The sequence below is a fragment of the Streptomyces sp. NPDC048600 genome (assembly GCF_055587025.1).
The window spans coordinates 1-22,661 of sequence record NZ_JBVJGZ010000003.1 but is presented as its reverse complement, the minus strand read 5'-3'; the positions used below and the strand labels follow the sequence as shown (position 1 = coordinate 22,661).

Annotated in this window: 20 protein-coding genes; 14 read left to right on the top strand and 6 right to left on the bottom strand. The window is 72.0% G+C overall.

Annotated elements, in window-relative coordinates; all coding sequences use genetic code 11:
- Positions 1-105: 105 nt before the first annotated feature.
- Positions 106-1,341: a glycosyltransferase 87 family protein gene (locus ACZ6SQ_RS04370; protein ID WP_469556653.1), complete on the bottom strand. Its 1,236-nt coding sequence runs from the start codon at positions 1,339-1,341 to the stop codon at positions 106-108.
- A gap of 122 nt (positions 1,342-1,463) precedes the next feature.
- On the opposite strand from ACZ6SQ_RS04370, the gene ACZ6SQ_RS04365 reads away from it, so the two are divergent.
- The gene (locus ACZ6SQ_RS04365) at positions 1,464-2,606 is read left to right on the top strand and encodes a glycosyltransferase family 4 protein (protein WP_469556651.1); all 1,143 of its coding nucleotides are present in this window, start codon (positions 1,464-1,466) and stop codon (positions 2,604-2,606) included.
- Between the two features lie 713 nt (positions 2,607-3,319).
- The gene (locus tag ACZ6SQ_RS04360) at positions 3,320-4,936 is read left to right on the top strand and encodes a GMC oxidoreductase (protein WP_469557199.1); all 1,617 of its coding nucleotides are present in this window, start codon (positions 3,320-3,322) and stop codon (positions 4,934-4,936) included.
- A 19-nt stretch (positions 4,937-4,955) separates the two neighbouring features.
- Here the strand turns inward: ACZ6SQ_RS04360 and ACZ6SQ_RS04355 are convergent, their stop codons facing one another.
- The gene (locus tag ACZ6SQ_RS04355; protein WP_469556650.1) at positions 4,956-6,752 is read right to left on the bottom strand and encodes an AMP-dependent synthetase/ligase; all 1,797 of its coding nucleotides are present in this window, start codon (positions 6,750-6,752) and stop codon (positions 4,956-4,958) included.
- A 319-nt stretch (positions 6,753-7,071) separates the two neighbouring features.
- Here ACZ6SQ_RS04355 and ACZ6SQ_RS04350 point away from each other — a divergent pair, with 319 nt between their 5' ends.
- The 6 genes from ACZ6SQ_RS04350 (at position 7,072) to ACZ6SQ_RS04325 (ending at position 12,287) form a co-directional block, all read left to right on the top strand.
- On the top strand, positions 7,072-7,860 hold the full coding sequence (locus ACZ6SQ_RS04350) for a metallophosphoesterase family protein (RefSeq protein WP_389329714.1): 789 nt from the start codon (positions 7,072-7,074) through the stop codon (positions 7,858-7,860).
- A gap of 108 nt (positions 7,861-7,968) precedes the next feature.
- Positions 7,969-8,409 (top strand): SRPBCC family protein, encoded by a 441-nt coding sequence (locus ACZ6SQ_RS04345; protein WP_469556648.1) that lies wholly within the window; start codon positions 7,969-7,971, stop codon positions 8,407-8,409.
- 204 nt (positions 8,410-8,613) lie between these two features.
- The gene (locus ACZ6SQ_RS04340; RefSeq protein ID WP_469556647.1) at positions 8,614-9,789 is read left to right on the top strand and encodes an ArsA family ATPase; all 1,176 of its coding nucleotides are present in this window, start codon (positions 8,614-8,616) and stop codon (positions 9,787-9,789) included.
- Positions 9,790-9,846: 57 nt separating this feature from the next.
- Positions 9,847-10,311: a DUF5304 domain-containing protein gene (locus ACZ6SQ_RS04335; RefSeq protein ID WP_469556645.1), complete on the top strand. Its 465-nt coding sequence runs from the start codon at positions 9,847-9,849 to the stop codon at positions 10,309-10,311.
- Between the two features lie 120 nt (positions 10,312-10,431).
- Positions 10,432-11,385 carry an ROK family glucokinase gene (locus tag ACZ6SQ_RS04330; protein ID WP_386384801.1) on the top strand — a complete coding sequence of 318 codons (954 nt, stop codon included), beginning with the start codon at positions 10,432-10,434 and terminating at the stop codon, positions 11,383-11,385.
- A gap of 122 nt (positions 11,386-11,507) precedes the next feature.
- On the top strand, positions 11,508-12,287 hold the full coding sequence (locus ACZ6SQ_RS04325) for an endonuclease/exonuclease/phosphatase family protein (RefSeq protein WP_469556644.1): 780 nt from the start codon (positions 11,508-11,510) through the stop codon (positions 12,285-12,287).
- Here ACZ6SQ_RS04325 and ACZ6SQ_RS04320 read toward each other — a convergent pair.
- Both ACZ6SQ_RS04320 and ACZ6SQ_RS04315 read right to left on the bottom strand, forming a co-directional pair.
- Entirely contained in the window at positions 12,284-12,877 is a 594-nt protein-coding gene (locus ACZ6SQ_RS04320) for a hypothetical protein (protein ID WP_469556642.1), read from the bottom strand. The genes ACZ6SQ_RS04325 and ACZ6SQ_RS04320 overlap by 4 nt on opposite strands.
- On the bottom strand, positions 12,870-13,649 hold the full coding sequence (locus tag ACZ6SQ_RS04315; protein ID WP_469556640.1) for an alpha/beta hydrolase: 780 nt from the start codon (positions 13,647-13,649) through the stop codon (positions 12,870-12,872). Before ACZ6SQ_RS04315 ends, ACZ6SQ_RS04320 begins: the two co-directional genes overlap by 8 nt.
- A 195-nt stretch (positions 13,650-13,844) precedes the next feature.
- On the opposite strand from ACZ6SQ_RS04315, the gene ACZ6SQ_RS04310 reads away from it, so the two are divergent.
- The 5 genes from ACZ6SQ_RS04310 (at position 13,845) to ACZ6SQ_RS04290 (ending at position 19,007) form a co-directional block, all read left to right on the top strand.
- Positions 13,845-14,585: a lysophospholipid acyltransferase family protein gene (locus tag ACZ6SQ_RS04310; RefSeq protein ID WP_469557197.1), complete on the top strand. Its 741-nt coding sequence runs from the start codon at positions 13,845-13,847 to the stop codon at positions 14,583-14,585.
- A gap of 32 nt (positions 14,586-14,617) precedes the next feature.
- The gene (macS, locus tag ACZ6SQ_RS04305; protein ID WP_469556638.1) at positions 14,618-15,832 is read left to right on the top strand and encodes a MacS family sensor histidine kinase; all 1,215 of its coding nucleotides are present in this window, start codon (positions 14,618-14,620) and stop codon (positions 15,830-15,832) included.
- Positions 15,829-16,506 (top strand): response regulator, encoded by a 678-nt coding sequence (locus ACZ6SQ_RS04300; protein WP_386384809.1) that lies wholly within the window; start codon positions 15,829-15,831, stop codon positions 16,504-16,506. The genes macS and ACZ6SQ_RS04300 overlap by 4 nt, the downstream gene beginning before the upstream one ends.
- Positions 16,507-16,676: 170 nt before the next feature.
- A complete protein-coding gene (locus tag ACZ6SQ_RS04295) occupies positions 16,677-17,705 on the top strand; it encodes a 6-phosphofructokinase (protein WP_469556636.1) in 1,029 nt (342 codons plus the stop codon).
- Between the two features lie 306 nt (positions 17,706-18,011).
- A complete protein-coding gene (locus tag ACZ6SQ_RS04290; protein ID WP_469556634.1) occupies positions 18,012-19,007 on the top strand; it encodes a 2-hydroxyacid dehydrogenase in 996 nt (331 codons plus the stop codon).
- On the opposite strand, the gene ACZ6SQ_RS04285 is transcribed toward ACZ6SQ_RS04290, so the two are convergent.
- Together ACZ6SQ_RS04285 and ACZ6SQ_RS04280 are read right to left on the bottom strand one after the other, a co-directional pair.
- Positions 18,959-20,854 carry an anthranilate synthase family protein gene (locus ACZ6SQ_RS04285; protein ID WP_469556632.1) on the bottom strand — a complete coding sequence of 632 codons (1,896 nt, stop codon included), beginning with the start codon at positions 20,852-20,854 and terminating at the stop codon, positions 18,959-18,961. The genes ACZ6SQ_RS04290 and ACZ6SQ_RS04285 overlap by 49 nt on opposite strands.
- 132 nt (positions 20,855-20,986) lie before the next feature.
- The gene (locus ACZ6SQ_RS04280; RefSeq protein WP_356689156.1) at positions 20,987-21,043 is read right to left on the bottom strand and encodes a trp operon leader peptide; all 57 of its coding nucleotides are present in this window, start codon (positions 21,041-21,043) and stop codon (positions 20,987-20,989) included.
- A 121-nt stretch (positions 21,044-21,164) separates the two neighbouring features.
- Here ACZ6SQ_RS04280 and ACZ6SQ_RS04275 point away from each other — a divergent pair, with 121 nt between their 5' ends.
- Entirely contained in the window at positions 21,165-22,520 is a 1,356-nt protein-coding gene (locus tag ACZ6SQ_RS04275; RefSeq protein WP_386384815.1) for a class II 3-deoxy-7-phosphoheptulonate synthase, read from the top strand.
- Positions 22,521-22,661 lie beyond the last annotated feature (141 nt).

Below are 22,661 nucleotides of genomic sequence, written 5' to 3'. Positions count from 1 at the left end.
GCGGGCCCGGGGACGGCCTGTCCCCGCGGGGCCGTGCCCGGCGACGGCGTTCGCGACGGGACTCCAGGGCGCGGTGGCCGCCGCGCTGTTCCGGCGGGCCCGGCGTCAGGAGCCGACCGGGGTCTCCCTGGCGGCGGTGGGCCGACCGGGCAGCGGGGGCCCGGCCGCGCGGGACGCCGAGGCGCGCCACAGCTCACGGGCCGCCGCGACACAGGCGACCACCAGCAGTCCGTTGCGCAGCACCAGCAGCGTCACGCCGAGGGTGTCGCTCGCGACCACGTGCGCGAACCAGACGGGGAACTCCAGCACCGTCACCAGCGAGGCCGCCACCACCAGCAGGCCCGGCAGCCGCATCCGACTCTCCCGGTAGCCGAGGCAGACCGCGGCGAGGCCGACCAGCCACACCATGTACTGCGGGCTGATCACCCGGCTGGTGGTGGTGAACAGCAGCACCGCCGTGAAGGCGGCGTCGGCAAGCGTGGTCGTCGTGAACCGCACCGCCGCCAGCCGCCACACCAGCAGCCAGCCCAGCGCCATCCCGGTCAGCGCCAGCGCGGCGGTGCTCACCACGTCGACGTACGGGCCGAGGAACTCCACCGAGCCGTAGTTCAGCAGGACCTGGCCCTCCCAGCCGTGGTGGCGGGCCACATGGAAGACCAGCGAGCCCAGCGACTCCACCTCGGTGCCCCGGTCGCGCTGGAAGGTCAGGAAGGCGAACGCGCCCGGCATCGCCACCGTGAACACCACCGCGAGCCCGGCCGCGGTCAGCGCCGCCGAGACCCACGCCCGGCGCCGCACACAGCCCACCAGCAGCAGCGCCGGCCACACCTTCAGCAGCGCCCCGAACCCGGCCAGCGCCCCCATCAGGCGCGGCCGCCGCGCCCCGGCGAGCAGCGCGGCCACCGCGACCGCGGTGACCATGACGTCGTAGCGGGCGTAGACGGTCGGGCCCAGCAGGGCCGCGCCGATCACCCACACCCAGGCGCCGCGCAGCGTGCGGCCCGGCCGCAGCCCGGTGAACAGCAGCATCGCCAGGACCGCGAAGTCGGCGAGGAAGGCCAGCACGAAGAAGGCCTGCGCGTACTCCAGGAAGGGCAGCACGGCGGGGGAGAGGATCGCCAGCGCGGCGGCGGGCGGGTACTGCCAGGTGACGTCGTTCTGCGGGAACGTTCCGCCGCTCAGGACGCCGTTCCAGCCCTGGTAGATGAAGGACACGTCGCTGGTGACGTCGGGGCCGGGGAAGACGATCACCTTGAAGACGAACAGCAGCAGGGCCAGCCGGGTCAGGCTCCAGACCGTGAGCAGCCCGAACAGCGAGCCCCGACCGTCCGTCCCGTTCACCTGTGCCCCGCTTCGTCCGCTGCCCGTCGTCCGGGACCATGTTCCCCCGGCGGCCCGGGTGCCCGCAGCGCGGCGCGGCCGGGTGCCGAGCCGCGAGTCTACGTTGGGTAAGGTCGGCGGCGATGCGCAAGACCCTGATCGTGACGAACGACTTCCCGCCCAGGCCGGGCGGTATCCAGGCGTTCCTGCACAACATGGCCCTGAGGCTCGACCCGGACCGTGTCGTCGTCTACGCCTCCACCTGGAAGCGCGGCCGTGAGGGCGCCGAGGCGACCGCCGCCTTCGACGCCGAGCAGCCCTTCACGGTCGTTCGCGACCGGACGACCATGCTGCTGCCGACGCCCGGCGCGACGCGGACCGCCGTGCGGCTGCTGCGGGAGCACGGCTGCACCTCGGTGTGGTTCGGCGCGGCGGCCCCGCTCGGCCTGATGGCGCCGGCGCTGCGCAGGGCCGGGGCGGAACGCCTGGTCGCCACGACCCACGGTCACGAGGCGGGCTGGGCCCAGCTTCCGGCCGCCCGGCAGCTGCTGCGCCGGATCGGCGACGCCACCGACACGATCACCTATCTCGGCGAGTACACCCGCTCCCGGATAGCGACCGCGCTCAGCCCGGCCGCGGCCGGGCGCATGGTGCAGCTGCCGCCCGGGGTGGACGAGAAGACCTTCCATCCCGGCTCGGGCGGCGCCGAGGTCCGCGCCCGGCTGGGCCTGACCGACCGCCCGGTCGTGGTCTGCGTCTCCCGCCTCGTCCCCCGCAAGGGCCAGGACACCCTCATCAGGGCCATGCCCCGCGTCCTCGCGGCCGAGCCGGACGCGGTGCTCCTGGTCGTCGGCGGCGGCCCCTACGAGAGGGACCTGCGCCGTCTGGCGGCCGACACCGGCGTCGCGGGCTCGGTCCGCTTCACGGGCTCCGTCCCCTGGTCCGAGCTTCCCGCCCACTACGGCGCCGGCGACGTCTTCGCCATGCCCTGCCGCACCCGCCGCGGCGGCCTCGACGTCGAGGGTCTCGGCATCGTCTATCTGGAGGCCTCCGCGACCGGGCTGCCCGTCGTCGCGGGCGACTCCGGTGGTGCGCCCGACGCGGTCCTGGACGGCGAGACCGGCTGGGTCGTCCGGGGCGACTCCCCGGACGAGACCGCCGACCGTGTCACGGCCCTCCTCGCCGACGCGGAGCTGCGTCGCCGTATGGGTGAGCGGGGTCGTGAGTGGGTCGAGCGGAAGTGGCGCTGGGACCTCCTGGCAGAAAACCTCAAGGCCCTGCTGTAGCCCCCGGGGTTCGGGTGCCCGGCCGCCGCGCCCTCCTCGTGGTCGGGTGACGGGTCGTCGTGGGCTGTTCGCGCAGTTCCCCGCGCCCCTAGGAACGGGGGCGTTGCGGCGTCCCTCCGGTGGTCGGGTGACGGGTCGTCGTGGGCTGTTCGCGCAGTTCCCCGCGCCCCTAGGAACGGGGGCGTTGCGGCGTCCCTCCGGTGGCTGGGTGGCGGGTCGTCGTGGGCTGGTCGCGCAGTTCCCCGCGCCCCTAGGAACGGGGGCGTTGCGGCGTCCCTCCGGTGGCTGGGTGGCGGGTCGTCGTGGGCTGTTCGCGCAGTTCCCCGCGCCCCTAAGAGCGGGGGCGTTCCAGCACCCCCCTGTGGTCGGCTGGCGAGTCGTCGTGGGCTGGTCGCCGCGCAGTCCCCCGCGCCCCCAAGAAGGGGCGCGTCCCAGCCCCACGGGAAACGGAGCAGGTCTTGAGGGGCGCGGGGAACTGCGCAAGCTTTAAGGGGCGCGGGGAACTGCGCAAGTCTTTAGGGGTGCGGGGAACGGCGCGGTCTTTTCAGGGGTGCGAGGAACTGCGCAAGCCTTTGAGGGGCGCGGGGAACTGCGCGAGCGCCCACTGGCGGCGGAAGGCTGGACGACAACCTGAACCCGGCACACGCACCCAGCGGAGCGTCTAGGCGGAACCGAAAAATCGACGCATGCTGCGAAACATGACAGCAAACCTGATGCAGCGTCAGCTGACAAGACGTCACATCCTCGGCATGGCCGCGCTCCAGACCGCAGCCACCCTCGGCTTCACCAGAGTCGGCCTCCAGTCCGCGAGGGCGACAGAACCCGACCCCACCCAGTCGGCGACAGCCATAGTCGTCGGCTCCGGCTACGGCGGCGCCGTGGCCGCCCTCCGCCTCGGCCAGGCCGGCATCCCCACCCTCGTCCTCGAGATGGGCCGCCTCTGGAACACCCCCGGCCCGGACGGCAAGGTGTTCTGTTCCACCGCGGCACCGGACCAGCGCAGCATGTGGTTCCGCACCCGCACCGAGGCCCCCCTCGCCACCTTCCTCTGGCTGGACGTCGTCAACAAGGACATCTCCCGCTACCCGGGCGTCCTGGACCGCGTCCGCTACGACCACATGTCCGTCTTCGTCGGCCGCGGCGTCGGCGGCGGCTCCCTGGTCAACGGCGGCATGGCCGTCACCCCGCCGAAGGCGTACTTCTCCGAGCAGTTCCCCACGGTGGACGCCGACGAGATGTACGGCACGTACTTCCCCCGCGCCCGCGACATGCTGGGCGTCAACACCGTAGACCCCGCCTGGTTCGAGTCCACGGAGTGGTACCGCTTCACCCGGATCTCCCGCAAGCACGCCGCCAACGCCGGGCTGAGGACCACCTTCGTGCCGAACGTCTACGACTTCGAGCACATGCGCCGCGAGGCCGCCGGCACGGCCCCGAAGTCCGCCCTGGCGGGCGAGGTCATCTACGGCAACAACCACGGCAAGCGCAGCCTGGACCGGACCTATCTGGCCGCGGCGCTCGGCACCGGCAACGTCACCGTGCACACCATGGAGCGCGTGACCTCGGTCCGCCGCGCCCCGGACGGGACGTATGTGCTGAGCGCCGAGTGCATCGACGTGACCGGGGCCGTCGTCGGGACGAAGGAGTACGGCTGCGCCTATCTGTTCCTGGCCGGCGGCAGCCTCGGCACCACCGAACTCCTGGTCCGCGCACGGGAGTCGGGCACCCTGCCCGATCTGGACACCAGCGTCGGCACCGGCTGGGGCCCCAACGGGAACGTGATGCTGGGGCGGGCCAACCACCTCTGGGACACCGTCGGGGCGAACCAGTCCACCATGCCGGTCATGGGCATCGACGACTGGTCCAACCCGGCCAACCCCGTCTTCGCCGAGATCGCCCCGCTGCCCACCGGCCTCGAACACTGGGTCAGCCTCTATCTGGCGATCACCAGGAACCCGGAGCGGGCCTCGTTCGGTTACGCGAACGGGGCGGTCCGGCTCGGCTGGAGCGCGGCCCAGAGCGCGGTGTCGGCGGGCATGGCCAAGAAGCTGTTCGACCGGATCAACCGGGCCAACGCCACGATCTACCGATACGACCTGTTCGGCTCCTCCGGCCGGGTCTTCGCCGACGACTTCACCTACCACCCGCTCGGCGGCTGCGTGCTGGGGAGGGCGACGGACGGCTACGGCCGTCTCAAGGGCTACCGGCGGCTGTACGCCGTCGACGGCTCGCTGGTGCCCGGCTCGATCGGGGTGAACCCGTTCGTGACCATCACCGCCCTCGCCGAACGCACCATGGCGCGGGTCCTCGTGGAGGACACCGCGCCATGACGTTCCGTCAGCAGGCCGTCTACTTGGCGTAGATCGCCTCGATCTCGGCCGCGTAGTCCCTCGCCACCACATTGCGCTTCAGCTTCAGCGACGGCGTCAGGTGGCCCGACTCCTCCGTGAACTGGGAGGACAGAATGCGGAACTTCCGCACCGATTCCGCCTTCGACACCGCGGCGTTGCCGTCGTCAACCGCCGACTGGATCGCGGCCAGCAGGTCCGCGTCCTCGCGCAGCGACGCCGCGGTGGACCCCGCCGGCTTGCCGTGCTCGGCCGCCCAGCGGCCCAGGAACTCGTCGTCCACGGTGACCAGCGCGCCCACGAACGGCCGCCCGTCACCGACCACCATGCACTCCGCGACCAGCGCGTGCGCCCGGATGCGGTCCTCGATCACGGCCGGGGCGACGTTCTTGCCGCCCGCGGTGACGATGATCTCCTTCTTACGGCCGGTGATCCTGAGGTAGCCGTCCTCGTCGAGGGTGCCGATGTCACCGGTGTGGAACCAGCCGTCGGCGAGCGCCTCCGCGGTCGCGCCCGGGTTGTTCCAGTACTCCTTGAACAGGTGCTCGCCGTGCAGCAGCACCTCGCCGTCGTCCGCGATGCGCACCACCGAGCCGGGCAGCGGCTGGCCGACCGTGCCGATCTTCTGCCGGTCCCACGGGTTGAACGCGGTCGCCGCGCAGGACTCCGTCAGGCCGTAGCCCTCGAGGACCGTGAAGCCGATGCCGCGGAAGAAGTGACCGAGGCGCTCGCCGAGCGGGGCGCCGCCGGAGATGGCGAACTCGCCGCGGCCGCCGAGGACCGTGCGCAGCTTGCTGTAGACCAGCTTGTCGAAGACCTTGTGCTTCAGCTTCAGGCCGAGCGACGGGCCGGACGGGTCGTCCAGCGCCTTGCTGTAGGCGATCGCGGTGTCCGCGGCCTTGTCGAAGATCTTGCCCTTGCCGTCGGCCTGCGCCTTGGCACGCGCCGAGTTGTAGACCTTCTCGAAGACGCGCGGCACGCCGAGGATCAGCGTCGGGCGGAACGAGGCCAGCTCGTCGGTGAGGTTCTTGATGTCCGGGACGCAGCCCAGCTTGATCGGCGCGATCATCGGCGCGATCTGCACGAGCCGTCCGAAGACATGGGCGAGCGGCAGGAAGAGCAGCACCGAACACTCGCCGGTGCGGAACAGCGGCCGCAGACGCTCCACGATGTTGCCGCACTCGGCGAAGAAGCTGCGGTGGGTGAGCACACAGCCCTTGGGGCGGCCGGTGGTACCGGAGGTGTAGACGATGGTCGCCGGGTCGTCCGCCTTGGCGATCGAGCTGCGCTCCTCGACCGTCTCGTCGGCCACGTCCTGGCCGAGCCGGCCCAGCTCCTCGACGCCGCCGGCCTCGATCTGCCAGACGTGCTTGAGGGCGGGCAGGGAGTCGCGCACGGCCTCGACCGCGGCCACATGGTTGTCCAGCTCGACGATGCAGGCGGTCGCGCCCGAGTCGGACATGATCCACTGCACCTGCTCCGGCGAGCTGGTCTCGTACACCGGCACGGTGACCGCGCCGGCGCTCCAGATCGCGAAGTCCAGCAGGGTCCACTCGTAGCGGGTGCGGGACATCAGGCCGACCCGGTCGCCGGGCTGCACACCGGCGGCGATCAGACCCTTGGCGGCGGCCCGTACCTCGGCGAGGAACTCGCGCGCGGACACGTCCTGCCAGCGGCCGTCGACCTTGCGGGCGATGACGGCGACGTCGGGGTGCTGCGCGGCGTTTCTGCGGACGATGTCGGTCAGGTTGCCGTCCGCGGGGACCTCGTACAAAGCCGGAAGGCTGAACTCGCGCAAGACTGCTGCTCCTCATAGGGCGCCGGCGCCACGACTTTGTGTGATGCGACGGTGCGGTCCAAGGCTCGGGCAAGTACTCGGATTTCCGGCCACGGTCCTTCTGGGGAACCACTGGTTGAAAACCTGAGCACGACTGGACTGCCCGGACGTTACCCGTCGGTATGCCTTCTACGACAGGGGTTCCCGGCGAGATGTTCGCTGCGTCACACGGATTGGCGTTCCCCACGCACAGTAGTCGAAAGCGTTCGGAACCAGCCAGTAACCGCAGGTGGGACCGTGACTGTTCACGGCGGCCGTGCGCCGCCTACCCTTGATCGCCATGGCATCCACACGAGCCGGGACCCGCGTGCACGTGGTCAGCGACGTGCACGGCAACGCGGCCGATCTGGCGCGGGCCGGGGACGGCGCCGACGCCCTGATCTGCCTGGGCGACCTCGTCCTCTTCCTCGACTACGCCGACCACTCGCGCGGCATCTTCCCCGACCTGTTCGGCACCGAGAACGCCCACCGCATCGTCGAGCTGCGCACCGCCCGCCGCTTCGAGGAGGCCCGTGCCTTCGGCGCCGGGCTGTGGGCCGGCCTCGACGGCGACCGCGCCACCATCATCGAGAGCGCGGTGCGCAAGCAGTACACCGAACTGTTCGCCGCCTTCCCCGCCCCGACGTACGCCACCTACGGCAACGTCGACATCCCCCCGCTGTGGAAGGACTTCGTCCGCCCCGGCGTCACCGTCCTCGACGGCGAGCGCGTGGAGATCGGCGGCCGGGTCTTCGGCTTCGTGGGCGGCGGCCTGCGCACCCCGATGCGCACCCCCTACGAGATCTCCGACGAGGAGTACGCGGCCAAGATCGAGGCCGTCGGCGAGGTCGACGTGCTGTGCACGCACATCCCGCCGGAGGTGCCGGAGCTCGTGTACGACACCGTCGCACGGCGCTTCGAGCGCGGCAGCCGGGCCCTGCTGGCGGCGATCCGCCGCACCCGCCCCCGTTACGCCCTGTTCGGGCACGTCCATCAGCCCCTCGTGCGGCGCATGCGCATCGGGGCGACGGAGTGCGTCAACGTCGGTCACTTCGCGGGCACGGGCCGCCCGTGGGCGCTCGAATGGTGACCGGTGGCAGGGGGTGAAGTCGGCAGGTCGCAGGCGCGGTAGCCTTCACGCTGCACACACGTGCGCACCACGACTTCCCTCCGGCCGGCATCCGAAGGAGCCACGACGATGGCGGAACACACCAGTTCGAGCATCACGATCGAGGCGGCACCGGCCGACGTCATGGGGGTGATCTCCGACTTCGCGCGCTACCCGGACTGGACGGGTGAGGTGAAGGAGGCGGAGGTCCTCGCGACCGACGGACAGGGCCGCGCCGAGCAGGTACGGCTCGTCATGGACGCCGGGGCGATCAAGGACGACCAGGTCCTCGCGTACACCTGGAGCGGCCAGAACGAGGTCTCCTGGACGCTGGTGAAGTCCCAGATGCTGCGCTCCCTCGACGGCTCGTACGTGCTGAAGGCCGCCGCCGCCGGTTCGACCGAGGTGACCTACCGGCTCACCGTCGACGTCAAGATCCCGATGCTGGGCATGATCAAGCGCAAGGCCGAGAAGGTCATCATCGACCGGGCGCTCGCCGGGCTGAAGAAGCGCGTCGAGTCCGCCAAGTAGTCCGCCGAGCAGCACGTCCACGCCGGGCCGGAGTCCGGGAAGCACCGCCTCCGGGTCCCCTCGGAGCCGGGTGAGCGGCACGCCCTCGCCGTCCCGGGGTCCGGGGAGCGGCACGCCCGCGCCGCCCGGGACCGCCGGTCCGCCGTGGCGGGGCACGCTGTTTCCCGCACCCCGTCCGCGGTGTCTCGGTTAGCGTTCCTTCTCATGCGCACCATCCTGATCTTGGGCCCCGGCGGCGCGGGCCGTACGACCGTCGCCGCCGCCACCGCGCTCTCCGGGGCGCGCTCCGGACAGCGCACGCTCGTCCTGAGCGGTGACCGCACCGACACCCTCGGCGCGGTCCTCGGACGTCCCACCGGTCCCGAGCCCGTCCGGGCCGGCGAGCACCTCACCGCCTGGCGGCCCGATCCGGCGTCCGGCTTCCGGGACGACCTCGTCGCCCTCCAGGAACGCGCCGCCTCCGCCCTCGATCTGCTCGGCGCCGCCCGGCTGGAGGCCGAGGAGATGACCGCGCTGCCCGGCGCCGAGGAGCTGAGCCTGCTGCGGGCGCTGCGGGACGCCGCCCTGTCCGACGCCCACGACCTCGTCGTCGTCGACCTGCCCCCGCTCGACCGGGGTCTCGACCTGCTCGCCCTGCCCGGCGAACTGCGCCGCTATCTGCGACGACTGCTGCCGCCCGAACGGCAGGCGGCCAGGGCGCTGCGGCCCGTGCTGGGACGGCTGGCCGGGGTGCCGATGCCCGCGGAGTGGCTGTACGAGGCCTCGGCCCGCTGGGATCTCGAACTCGGCGCGATCGAGGCCGTGCTCGCCGACCGCGACACCCATGTGCGGCTCGTCGCCGAACCCACCCCGGCGGGCGCCGACGCCGTACGGACCGCGGGCCTCGGCCTCGCCCTGCGCGGACGGCGGCCCGAGCGGCTGCTCGCCGCCAGGGTGCTGCCCGAGCGGGAGGCCGGACCCGGCAGCTGGCTCGCCGGGCCCGTGGCGCAGCAGCGCAAGGTGCTGGAGGAGTGGCAGGGCGGACACGGCGTACGGCCCGTACCGCACCTCGGCCGCGATCCGCGCGGGCCCGAGGACCTGGAGCGGCTCGACGTCCCCGGCCCCGGCGAGGGGACGTCCACGGTCGAGTGGCCGGTGGCCGACCGGCTCGCCGAGGACGGGGTGCTCGTGTGGCACATCCCGCTGCCCGGCGCCCGGCGCGAGGAACTGGACCTGATCCGGCGCGGCGACGAACTCGTCCTCGCCGCCGGACGGTTCCGCCGGATCGTGCCGCTGCCCTCGGCGCTGCGCCGCTGCACGGTGGCCGGGGCGAGCCTGCGCGAGGACGAACTCCGCGTCCGTTTCGCGCCGGACCCCGGACTCTGGCCGGCCGGACGGTGAGGGCCGCGCGCCCGTTCGGGTAACGTCGTAAGGACGAAACGTAGTCAGGAGCCCGCCATGAGCGAAGAGCACCCCACCGCGCAGGAGCGACCGGCCGCGTCCGACGCCGACGCCTGGGCGGCGGCCTGCGCGGAGGACCTCGCGGCGGAGCAGGCCCGGCGCCAGCAGCAGCACGGCACCCCGCCCGGCTCGGCCGCCGAGGAACTGCGCCGGCTCCTGGACACCGTCGCCGACAAGCTCTCGGACCTCCAGTCCCCGCTGCTCGGCGCGGTCGCCGGACCCGCCGCCCAGCAGGTCGTGCAGCAGGTCGTCCAGCAGGCGAGGGCCGCCGTCGAACCCGTCATCGAACGCAACCCCGACGTCTTCGACCACCTCGCCTCCGCCGGCCAGGAACTCCTCGCCGCCTACCGCTCCGCGGTGCAGACCCAGGAAAAGCGCTGGACAACCCGTACAGCGGACTTCGAGAAGGACCCCGAGCAGGGTGAGGACGGCGGTCCGGGGCAGCGCATCGACCTGGACTGACGCCGCACCGGTGTCCACCAGCCGGGCTCCCGCCTGCCCGGCCGGTGGACGACGCGAATTCCACGGCAGGGCCTCGGGTACGGTTGGCCGTAGCGGGGCTCGACCGAAACTGAGGGATTCATGGGACTCACCATCGGCGTCGACATCGGCGGCACGAAGATCGCGGCCGGCGTGGTCGACGAGGAAGGCAACATCCTCTCGACGTTCAAGGTGCCGACCCCCACCACGCCCGACGCCATCATCGACGCGATCGCCTCGGCGGTGGAGGGCGCGCGCGCCGGCCACGAGATCGTGGGCGTGGGCATCGGTGCCGCGGGTTACGTCAACCGTCAGCGTTCGACCGTCTACTTCGCACCCAACATCGACTGGCGCAACGAACCGCTCAAGGAAGCCGTCCAGGCACGCGTCGGACTGCCGGTCGTCGTGGAGAACGATGCCAACGCCGCCGCCTGGGGCGAATACAAGTTCGGCGCCGGCAAGGGCCACCGCAACGTCATCTGCATCACGCTCGGCACCGGCCTCGGCGGCGGCATCATCATCGGCAACAAGCTGCGCCGCGGCCACTTCGGCGTGGCCGCCGAGTTCGGCCACATCCGCATGGTGCCGGACGGCCTGCTGTGCGGCTGCGGCTCGCAGGGCTGCTGGGAGCAGTACGCCTCCGGCCGCGCCCTCGTCCGCTACGCCAAGCAGCGCGCCAACGCCACCCCGGAGCTGGCCGACATCCTGCTCGCGCTCGGTGACGGCACGCCCGACGGCATCGAGGGCAAGCACATCTCCATGGCCGCCCGGCAGGGCTGCCCGGTCGCCGTCGACTCCTACCGCGAGCTCGCTCGCTGGGCCGGCGCCGGCCTCGCCGACCTGGCCTCCCTCTTCGACCCCTCCGCGTTCATCGTCGGCGGCGGGCTCTCCGACGAGGGCGAGCTCGTGCTGGACCCGATCCGCAAGTCCTACAAGCGCTGGCTGGTGGGCGGCAACTGGCGCCCGGTGGCCGACGTGATCGCCGCGCAGCTCGGCAACAAGGCCGGACTCGTCGGCGCGGCGGACCTGGCCCGGGAGCCCGACCCGATCATGTGACCGCCTCGGGGTGCGGTGCTGTGCGACCACGCGGCCCTGCCGCGTGGGTACGACGAGCCACGACGAACGGTCAGTCGTGTACGTCCGCCGCGCCCCGGCCGGTCGGGCGTACATTGGCGCCCATGGCGCCGCTCCCCAACTCCCGCACAGAGTCCGACGGTTCCGCAGTCGTCCGCGTGCTCAGCTACAACGTCCGCTCCCTGAGGGACGACACCGACGCCCTCGCCCGGGTCGTCCGGGCCTGCGCCCCCGATCTGGTCCTCGTCCAGGAAGCGCCCCGCTTCTTCCGCTGGCGCAAGAAACTCGCCCGTGTGGCCCGCGCCGCCGATCTGGTGATCCTCTCCGGCGGCGCGACCGCGGCCGGTCCGGCACTGCTGTGCGGTCTGCGGGCCACGGTCGAGCGCACGGAGGACGTCCTGCTCCCGCTCACCCCCGGCCGACACCGCCGTGGGCTGGCCACGGCGGTGGTCCGCTTCGGCGGCGCCCGCCTCGGCGTGATCAGCTGCCATCTCTCCCTGGACCGCGCCGAGCGCGAGGAGCAGGGCGGCATGCTCCTGGACCGGCTCGCCGCACTCGGCACCGACCACGCCGTGGTCGGCGGTGACCTCAACGAACGCCCCACCGACCCCACCTTCCGGCGGCTCGCGAACGAGCTCCAGGACTGCCGGGCCGTGGCGCCCTGGGGCGCCGAGCACACCTGGGTCCGGGACGCGCCCCACCGCCGTATCGACGCGGTCTTCGCGACCAAGGGCGTCGAGGTGCTGGGCTGCGGTGTGCCGCTCGGCGAGCCCGGGATCTCCGAGGACGACCTGAGAGCGGCCACGGACCACCTTCCGGTGCTGGCCGCCCTCAGAATCCCGGCCGGACGGCCGCTGCCGTCCTCGCCCTTCCGGCAGCCCTAGACGACGGCCCCCCGGCCGGGGTCCTCGTCCTCCTCGTCGTCCGTGCGCATCCGCGCCACCAGCGTGGCGAAGCCGCCCAGGAACCCGCCGATGCCGAGCGTGGTCAGCCACCAGGTCATGTCCCAGCCCAGCACGACCGCCAGCAGAAGCAGCAGCGGGCCGCCGATCACGCCCAGCCAGGCGAACTTGGCGGTCGTGTCGGCGGCGGGCAGCGGCGGGGGCTCCGGCGGCACGAAGTGGCCCTCGTCGTCCTCGTCGAAGTCCTCCTCGGCCGGCTCGGCGACCGCGTAGTCGCGCGGGCCCACGCCGGGCGCGAAGGACACCGAGCTGCCCAGCGGCTTCGGCGACTCCTTCTGCGCGACGGGCGCCTCACCCTCACCCTCGCCGTCCGTGTTGGTCTCGGCCTCCAGCAGTGCCAGGTCCTCCACCGACTTGAACGGCTTGGCGCCCGGCGGGTCCACCGGCTCGTCGCCGTACCCCGCGACGATCGCCGCCCAGGCGGCGTCCTCGTCGAAGGGCACGTTCTGCTCCTCCGGTCCGAGGCCGTCGCGCTCCTCCCGGTCCTCGCGCTCGGAGTCGTGCTCAGCCACCTGCCGCCGTCCCTTCCTTGCCGACACTGGGTGCGAGCCGGCCGATGAACGCGTAGCTCTCCTCGAAGATCCGGTCCGCGTCGTGGTCCAACGTAGCGACGTGGTAGCTCTGTTCCAGCAGGATCTCCGTGACGTCCGTGGAGGAGACCCGGCTGAGGATGCGGGCCGAGTCCGCGGGCGGCACCACATGGTCCTGCGGGCTGTGCAGCAGCAGCAGCGGCTGCGTGACCTGCGGCAGCTCGCCGTCGACGACCCGGAAGAACTGCCGCAGCGAGTGCGCGGCGTGCAGCGGCACCCGGTCGTAACCGACCTCCTCGCCGCCCGGCTTGGCGATGTCGCTGGCGATGCCCTTCGTCGTGCGCACCAGATGCCGGGCCACCGGAAGGGCGTACGCCGACAGCCCGTGCACCTTGTTCGCCGGGTTGACGACCACCAGGCCGGCGACCGCGTCGCCGTGCCTGGCCGCCAGGCGCAGGGAGAGCGCGCCGCCCATGGACAGGCCGAACACGAAGACCCGCGCACAGCGCGCGGTGAGGGCGCGCAGCTCGCGGTCCACCTCCGCGTACCAGTCCTGCCAGCCGGTGACGGCCATGTCCTCCCAGCGCGTGCCGTGCCCCGGCAGCAGCGGCAGGGACACGGTCAGGCCGCGCTCGGCGAGGTACTCCGCCCACGGGCGCAGCGACTGGGGCGACCCGGTGAAGCCGTGGCACAGCAGGACGCCGACCTCCCCGCCCTCATGGCGGTACGGCTCGGCTCCAGGAAGGACCGGCACCTTCGGTCTCCTTGTTCGTCAGGGGGCTGGGGGATCGTGCGGTGGAGTGCTGGGACCGGAGTCCAGGAGTGCTCCGGCAAGAGTCCAGGTGTGGTTCACCGTACGCGACCGCACTGACACCGACCAGGGCCGTCGGGCCACTCGACGGACCTTGGGGTTAAGGTCTGATCCACAGACACAGGAGGCACTCGGTTGTTGTACGGCGCGATGAAGGTCACCATCGGGGGTTCGTTGAAGCTCGTCTTCCGGCCCTGGGTGGAGGGCCTGGAGAACATTCCCGCCGAGGGCCCCGCGATCCTCGCGAGCAATCACCTCTCGTTCTCGGACTCCTTCTTCCTGCCCGCGGTGCTCGACCGCAAGGTGACGTTCATCGCGAAGGCCGAGTACTTCACCACTCCCGGGGTCAAGGGACGGCTGACGGCGGCCTTCTTCAAGGGCGTCGGCCAGCTGCCCGTGGACCGCTCCGGCGCGCGCGGGGCGGGTGAGGCCGCCATCAGGAGCGGCATCGAGGTGATCGAGAGCGGCGAGCTGTTCGGGATCTACCCCGAGGGCACCCGCTCGCCCGACGGCCGTCTCTACCGCGGCAAGCCCGGCGGCCTCGCGCGCGTGGCGCTCGCCACCGGCGCCCCGGTGATCCCCGTCGCCATGATCGACACCGAGAAGATCCAGCCGCCCGGCCAGGTCGTGCCGAAGGTCATGCGCCCCGGCATCCGCATCGGCGAGCCGCTGGACTTCAGCCGCTACCACGGCATGGAGCACGACCGGTTCGTGCTGCGCGCGGTGACCGACGAGGTCATGTACGAGATCATGAAGCTCTCCGGCCAGGAGTACGTCGACATGTACGCGACCGCCGCCAAGCGGCAGATCGCGGATGCGGCCAAGGCCGAGAAGGAAGCGGCCAAGGAGGCCGCGAAGGCCGCCAGAAGCGGCGACTAGCGGGGATTTCGGGGGTTCGGGGGGATGGGCCGGTGGCCAAGCGCGTAAGAGTCATGAGGATGTCGGTCGAGCTGCCGCTGTGGCGTGCGCTCACCGCCTACCGCGTGCTGACCATGCTGTACGCGGTCGGCCTGTTCGCCACCGCGTACGAGGAGTTCACCCGCCCCTGGCTCGCCGTCGGCTACTACGCCGTGCTCGTCGTGTGGACGCTCGCCACCCTGCCGCGCGTGCAGAACGCGGCGGCCTGCACCCGGCGGTTCCTCGCCGTGGACCTCACGATCGCCCTCGGCGGCATCCTGCTCACCCCGCTCGCCGACACCTCCCAGCGGATCGCGGACGGCGGCCCGACACTGCCGTCCATCTGGACCGCCGGGTCGGTGCTCGCCTTCGCGATCAAGGGAGGCTGGCGCTGGGCGGCCGGCGCCTCCACGGCCGTCGCCGTCGCCAACCTCGTCGAGCGCGGCCACCCGGCCCGTGACACCGTCCACAACGTCATCCTCGTCTGGGTCGCCGCCATCGCCATCGGCTACGTCGTCGAGGTCGCCCGCGCCTCCGAGCGCACCCTCGCCCGCGCCCTGGAGATCGAGGCCGCGACCCGGGAGCGGGAGCGGCTCGCCCGGGACATCCACGACAGCGTGCTCCAGGTGCTGGCCATGGTGCAGCGGCGCGGAGCCGTCATCGGCGGCGAGGCCGCCGAGCTGGGCCGGATGGCCGGGGAGCAGGAGGTCGCGCTGCGCACCCTGGTCTCCGGCGGCCTGGTGCCCGTCTCCCGGGTGTCGGAGGACGCCGCCGACGGGGCCCTCGTACGGGCCGTGGAGGAGCCGGACGACGACGGGCCGGTGGATGTGCGCGCCCTGCTCGCGCCGTTCGCCTCCGCCCGGGTCAGTCTCGCCGAGCCCGGCGCGCCCGTGCCGATGCCGCCCGACGCGGCCCGCGAACTGGCGGCGGCGGTCGGGGCGGCCCTGGACAACGTCCGAGTGCACGCGGGGGAGGACGCCCGTGCCTGGATCCTGGTCGAGGACTGGCCGGACGAGGTGATCGTCACCGTACGGGACGACGGTCCTGGCATCCCCGAGGGCCGGCTCGCCCAGGCCGAGGGCGAGGGACGGATGGGCGTGGCCCTGTCCATCAGGGGACGGCTGCGCGATCTCGGCGGCACCGCCGAGCTGATCTCGGTCCCGGGCCAGGGCACGGAGGTCGAGCTGAAGGTACCGAAGGTCTCCCGGGGGAAGGCGGAGAAGCGATGAGTGAACAGGCCCCGATCAAGGTCATGGTGGTCGACGACCACCCCATGTGGCGCGACGCGGTCGCCCGCGACCTGGCCGAGTCCGGCCTCGACGTGGTCGCCACCGCCGGAGACGGCGAACAGGCCGTCCGCCGCGCCAAGGCCGCGGCGCCCGACGTGCTCGTCCTCGACCTCAACCTGCCCGTCAAGCCCGGCGTCCAGGTCTGCAAGGAACTCGTCGGCCACAACCCCGCCCTGCGGGTCCTGGTGCTGTCCGCCAGCGGCGAGCACGCCGACGTGCTGGAAGCGGTGAAGTCCGGCGCGACCGGCTATCTGCTGAAGTCGGCCTCCACCGGGGAACTCCTGGACGCGGTACGCCGGACCGCCGTCGGCGACCCTGTGTTCACGCCGGGCCTGGCCGGCCTGGTCCTCGGTGAGTACCGCCGGCTGGCCTCCGAACCGGCCCCGGCCGCGGGGACCGAGAACGACGAGGGCGCGCCCCGGCTCACCGACCGCGAGACCGAGGTACTGCGCCTGGTCGCCAAGGGGCTGAGCTACAAGCAGATCGCCGAGCGCCTGGTCATCTCCCACCGCACGGTCCAGAACCACGTCCAGAACACCCTCGGCAAGCTCCAGTTGCACAACCGCGTCGAGCTCGTCCGCTACGCCATAGAGCGGGGTCTCGACGACGAGTGAGCCCGGCGCCGCCGAGGTTCACCGGACATGCCCGGTCCAGACCATGTCGAAGTGACCTGGGTCACGGTTAGCTTGTTGTCTGCGTCACAGGTACACGGCACGGCGCGCGCGTCCGGCGTGCGCCGGTTCGGCACGGGCGGACTCGGCAACCGCGGCGAAGGGACTTTTCCATGCGGGTCGGAGTGCTGACCGGAGGCGGCGACTGCCCCGGGCTCAACGCGGTCATCCGCGCCATCGTCCGCAAGGGCGTGCAGGAGTACGGCTACACCTTCACCGGTTTCCGGGACGGCTGGCGCGGTCCTCTGGAGGGCGCCACCGTCCGGCTGGACATCCCCGCGGTGCGCGGCATCCTGCCGCGCGGCGGCACCGTCCTCGGCTCCTCGCGCACCAACCCGCTCCGCGAGGAGAACGGTGTGCGCCGGATCAAGGAGAACCTCGCCAAGCAGGAGATCGACGCGCTGATCACCATCGGCGGCGAGGACACCCTCGGCGTGGCCGCCCGGCTCGTCGGCGAGTACGGCGTGCCCTGCGTGGGCGTGCCCAAGACGATAGACAACGACCTGTCCGCCACGGACTACACCTTCGGCTTCGACACCGCCGTCAACATCGCCACCGAGGCCATCGACCGGCTGCACACCACCGCCGAGTCCCATATGCGCGTCCTGGTGGTGGAGGTGATGGGCCGTCACACCGGGTGGATCGCCGTCCACGCCGGTCTCGCGGGCGGCGCCAACGTCATCCTCATCCCCGAACAGCGCTTCGACGTCGACCAGGTGTGCGCCTGGGTCACCTCCCGCTTCAAGGCGTCGTACGCCCCGATCGTGGTGGTCGCCGAGGGCGCGATGCCCAAGGACGGCGGCGCGGTCCTCAAGGACGGCTCCCTCGACCCCTACGGCCATGTCCGCCTGTCCGGCATCGGCGAATGGCTCGGCCGCGAGATCGAACGCCGTACCGGCAAGGAGGCCCGCACCACGGTGCTGGGCCACGTCCAGCGGGGCGGTACGCCCAGTGCCTTCGACCGCTGGCTCGCCACCCGCTTCGGCCTGCACGCGATCGACTGCGTCCGTGACGCCGACTTCGGCAAGATGGTCGCCCTGCGCGGCACGGACATCGTCCGCGTCCCCATCGCCGCCGCGACCACCCGCCTGAAAACGGTCGACCCCACCTTGTACGAGGAGGTCGGCGTCTTCTTCGGCTAGCGCCCCGCCGGAGCAGCCGCCAGAGGCAGTCCTCCGACCGCGGCGTCGCCGTGGCCGTTCGCGCAGTTCCCCGCGCCCCTATGGGGCCGTGCCGCGACCGGCGGATTCTCGGCCGCGGCGTCGTCGTGGCCGTTCGCGCAGTTCCCCGCGCCCCTGACGGGGCGCGCCGAAGGGGCGCCTTCAGGGGCGCGGGGCTGTATCGATGTGCGGCTCCGCCGCGTGGGCGCGACCAGCCACCCACAACCCGCACGGATATATTCGAAACCGGCACCACCCCGATCCCGGCCCAACCCCCGGAGGGACCCCGTGGAGATTCTCGCGTTCGGCGTCCAGGCCGACGAGAAACCCCTCATCGAGCACGCCTTCAAGGGCCACCACGAGGTCCGCTGCCTGGACGTCTTCCTCAACGAGGACACCGCCCCCATCGCCGTCGGCTACGAGGTCATCTCCACCAGTGTCAACGCCGACCTCGGCCCCCGCGTGCTCCAGACCCTCGCCGCGGGCGGCACCCGGCTGATCGCCCAGCGCTCCACCGGCTTCAACAACATCGACCTGGCCGTCGCCGAACGCCTCGGCATGACCGTGGCGAGGGTGTCGTACTACTCGCCCTACTCCGTCGCCGAGTTCGCCTGGACCCTCGCGATGGCCGTCAACCGCCGCGTCGTACGCGCCTCCATCCGCACCCGCGACTTCGACTTCCGCCTCGACGGCCTGATGGGCCGCGACATGCACGGCCGCACCGCCGGCGTCCTCGGCACCGGCAAGATCGGCGAGGCCTTCGCCCGGATCGCCCACGGTTTCGGCATGCGCCTGCTCGGCTGGGACGTCGCCGAGAACCCCGAGTGCATGCAGCTCGGCATGCGCTACGTCTCCAAGGAACAGCTCCTGGCCGAGTCCGACCTGGTCACCCTGCACGTGCCGCTGATGCCGGAGACCCTGCACCTGATCGACGCCGCCGCGCTCAGGGCGATGAAGGACGACGCGATCCTGGTCAACTCCAGCCGCGGCGGCCTGATCGACAGCTCCGCCCTCGTCACCGAACTGCGCGCGGGCCGCTTCACGGGCGTCGGCCTCGACGTGTACGAGGCCGAGGCGGGCCTGTTCTTCCTCGACAAGTCCCTGGAGGCCGTCGAGGACGACACCCTGGCCCGCCTCGTCACGTTCCCGAACGTCCTGGTGACGTCCCATCAGGCGTACTACACCGAGGACGCCGTCGGCCAGATCATCGACGCCACGGTGAAGAACGTCCTCGACTACAGCGCGGGCCGCCGCTCGGAGAACGTGCTCGTGCCGCGCACCTGACCCAGCAGCTCCCGCACCACCGCGGCCCCGTTCAGCGTCAGCACCGACTCCGGATGGAACTGCACCGAGGCGAAGTCCGGACCGCGCAGCGCGTGCACCTCACCGTTCGCGGCCCGGCTCACCTCGACGTCGTGGGCGGCCAGTTCGACTGCCGCCTCGTCGTCGCAGCGGGCCACGAAGCTGTTGTAGAACCCGACGGTCTCGGGCCGGCCGAACAGATCGACCACGGTCTGCGCCCCCTGGTACGGCACGTCCTTGCGGACGATGTCCAGCCCCAGCTCGACCGCGATCAGCTCGTGGCCGAGGCAGACGCCGAGCACCCCGTGGGCGTGGCCGCGCAGCACGTCCGCCGTGAGCCCGCGCAGGAACCGCATCTTCGGGTCGTCGAGGTCGCGGGGGTCGCCCGGGCCGGGGCCCAGCACGACGGGACCCTCGTGCGCGAGCACCGCCGCCCGCAGGCCCGGCTCGTCGTAGCGCCGCACGGTCACCTCCAGGCCGCCGGAGCGCAGCACGTGCGCGAGCATCGCGGTGAAGGTGTCCTCGCCGTCCACCACCAGCGCGTGCCCGGACAGCTCCGCCGACCGCTCCTGCATCCGCAGCCAGAACGGCGCCAGCCCGGCCCGCCGCCCGTCCAGTGCCGCTCGCACCCGGGGATCGTCCGCCAGCCGGGGCAGCGAGCCCTCGGCCCCGGGCCGGGACGGCCGTACGCCGAGGGCCGCGAGTACCCCGGCCGCCTTCGCGTGGGTCTCGGCGACCTCGCTCGCCGGGTCGGAACCACGCACCAGCGTGGCGCCGACGGGGACGCGCAGCCGGCCGTCGGCGGAGATGTCCGCGGTGCGGATGAGGATGGGGGAGTCCAGGGTCTGGGCGCCGCCGGAGTCCCGGCCGAGCAGGGCCAGGGCACCGGCGTAGTAGCCGCGCCCGCGCCCGTCACGCCCGAGGGGCTCGTACCGCTCGATGACCCGGCAGGCGTTCTGCACGGGCGAGCCGGTGACGGTCGCCGCGAACATGGTCTCCCTCAGCACCTCCCGCACGTCCAGCGACGACCTCCCGCGCAGCTCGTACTCGGTGTGCGCGAGATGGGCCATCTCCTTCAGCCGCGGGCCGACCACGACCCCGCCCATGTCGCCGACCGTGCACATCATCTTGAGCTCCTCGTCGACGACCATCGACAGCTCCTCGATCTCCTTGCCGTCGGCGAGGAAGTCCAGCAGATGCTCCGGCGTCGGGCCCCCGGCCGGGTAGCGGTAGGTGCCGCTGATCGGGTTCATCACCACCGTTCCGCCGGACATCCGGACATGCACCTCGGGGCTCGCCCCGACCAGGGTCCGCTCCCCGGTGTGCACCACGAACGTCCAGTACGCGCCCCGCTCGCCCGCCAGCAGCCGCCGGAACAGGGCGAGCGCGTCCGCCCGGGAGAAGCCGGGGATCTCACCCTCGTAGGTCCGCCGGATGACGAAGTTCGCGCCCTCGCCCCGGCCGATCTCCTCGCGCAGCACCCGGCCGACGATCTCGCCGTACGCCTCGTCGTCCACGTCGAAACCGCCCCCGCGCACCTCGACCTCGTGCGCCGGGAGCTGGGCGAGGGCCTCCTGGAGGGTGAGCGTGTGCGACTCCTCGGGGACGAGCACCGACAGCGGGGTGCCGTCGTCGCGGACGTCGAAGCCGCGCTCGCGGATCTGCCGGAACGGGATCAGCGCCAGCCCCTCGTCGGGGAGGTCGGCGAGCCGCTCGCAGGAGGCGACCGGGCCGAGCAGCACCTCGACGGTGTTCTCGTCGTGCCCCGGCGTGCGGCGGCGCAGCAGGGCGAAGGGGCGGGGGTCGTCGAGCAGGTCGAGCAGATGCATGGTCCGTGTCCTTCTCGTGGGAGCGCTTGTGGCTCACTCGGAGCGCACTGGGAAGTCACTCAGGAGGAACGGACCCCGGAAACGCCGAAGGCCGCCCCTCGGCGGCCTTCGCGAAGTCTTGCGTACGCGCAGTCAGTGGGCCGCCGGATGAGCGGTCCACCACCAGTTCTGGTCGGAATGCGCGAACATGCCGGGAACCCTACCGCATGCCCCGGGGGCCCGGCGGAAGCCCTGTCCACGGAATGTAGCGGGTGTCTCACTTGATGGTCATGGCCCGGAGACGCCGATCCGACCCCGTAGTGTTGACGTCGTGACCGTGAACGCTGATTCCCAAGCCGTCGCTGCTCAAGCGAGCTGGCGAGACCTGCCCGCGGCGCAGCAGCCCGAATACCCCGACACTGAGGCTCTGCGCACGGTGATCGCCGAGCTGGAGTCCTATCCACCGCTGGTCTTCGCCGGCGAGTGCGACCAACTGCGTGCCCGTATGGCGGCCGTCGCCAAGGGGGAGGCGTTCCTCCTCCAGGGCGGCGACTGCGCCGAGGCCTTCGACGCGGTCGGTGCCGAGCACATCCGGGCCAAGCTCAAGACGCTGCTCCAGATGGGCGCCGTCCTGACGTACGCGGCCTCGGTGCCGGTGGTGAAGGTCGGCCGTATCGCCGGCCAGTACTCCAAGCCGCGCTCCAAGCCGACCGAGACCCGTGACGGGGTGACGCTCCCGACCTACCGGGGCGACTCCGTCAACGGCTTCGACTTCACCGAGGCCTCCCGGGTGCCGGACCCGGAGCGGCTGAAGCGGATGTACCACGCGTCCGCCTCGACGCTGAACCTCGTGCGCGCCTTCACCACCGGCGGTTACGCCGACCTGCGCCAGGTGCACGCCTGGAACCAGGACTTCGTGAAGTCCTCGCCCTCCGGCCAGCGCTACGAGCAGCTCGCCCGCGAGATCGACAACGCGCTGAACTTCATGCACGCCTGCGGGGCCGACCCGGAGGAGTTCAAGACCGTCGAGTTCTTCTCCTCGCACGAGGCGCTGCTGCTCGACTACGAGTCCGCGCTCACCCGTGTCGACTCCCGCACCGGACAGCTCTACGACGTGTCCGGGCACATGGTGTGGATCGGCGAGCGCACCCGGCAGCTGGACCACGCGCACATCGAGTTCGCCTCGAAGATCCGCAACCCGATCGGCATCAAGCTCGGCCCGAGCACGACGGCCGAGGAGGCGCTGCAGTACATCGAGCGCCTTGACCCGGACCGCGAGCCGGGCCGGCTGACCTTCATCGTCCGCATGGGCGCCGACAAGGTCCGCGACAAGCTGCCCGAGCTGATCGAGAAGGTCACCGCCTCCGGTGCCACCGTGGCCTGGGTGACCGACCCGATGCACGGCAACACCTTCGAGGCCGCCTCCGGCCACAAGACCCGCCGCTTCGACGACGTGCTCGACGAGGTCAAGGGCTTCTTCGAGGTCCACAAGGGGCTGGGCACCCACCCGGGCGGCATCCATGTCGAGCTCACCGGTGACGACGTCACCGAGTGCGTGGGCGGCGGCGACGAGATCTTCGTCGACGATCTGCACCAGCGCTACGAGACGGCCTGCGACCCGCGTCTGAACCGCAGCCAGTCCCTTGACCTGGCCTTCCTCGTCGCGGAGATGTACCGGGACCAGTGACGGACCGGCCGGTCACCGGCTGTTTTCGGCCATGAAGTGGGGGGGGGGGGGCACACAACCCCCCCCCCCCCCCCCCCTTTTCCTTTCTGGCTCCCCGGGGGGGGTGGGGTGGGCTCCCCCCCCCTCCGGGAACCCCCTGCG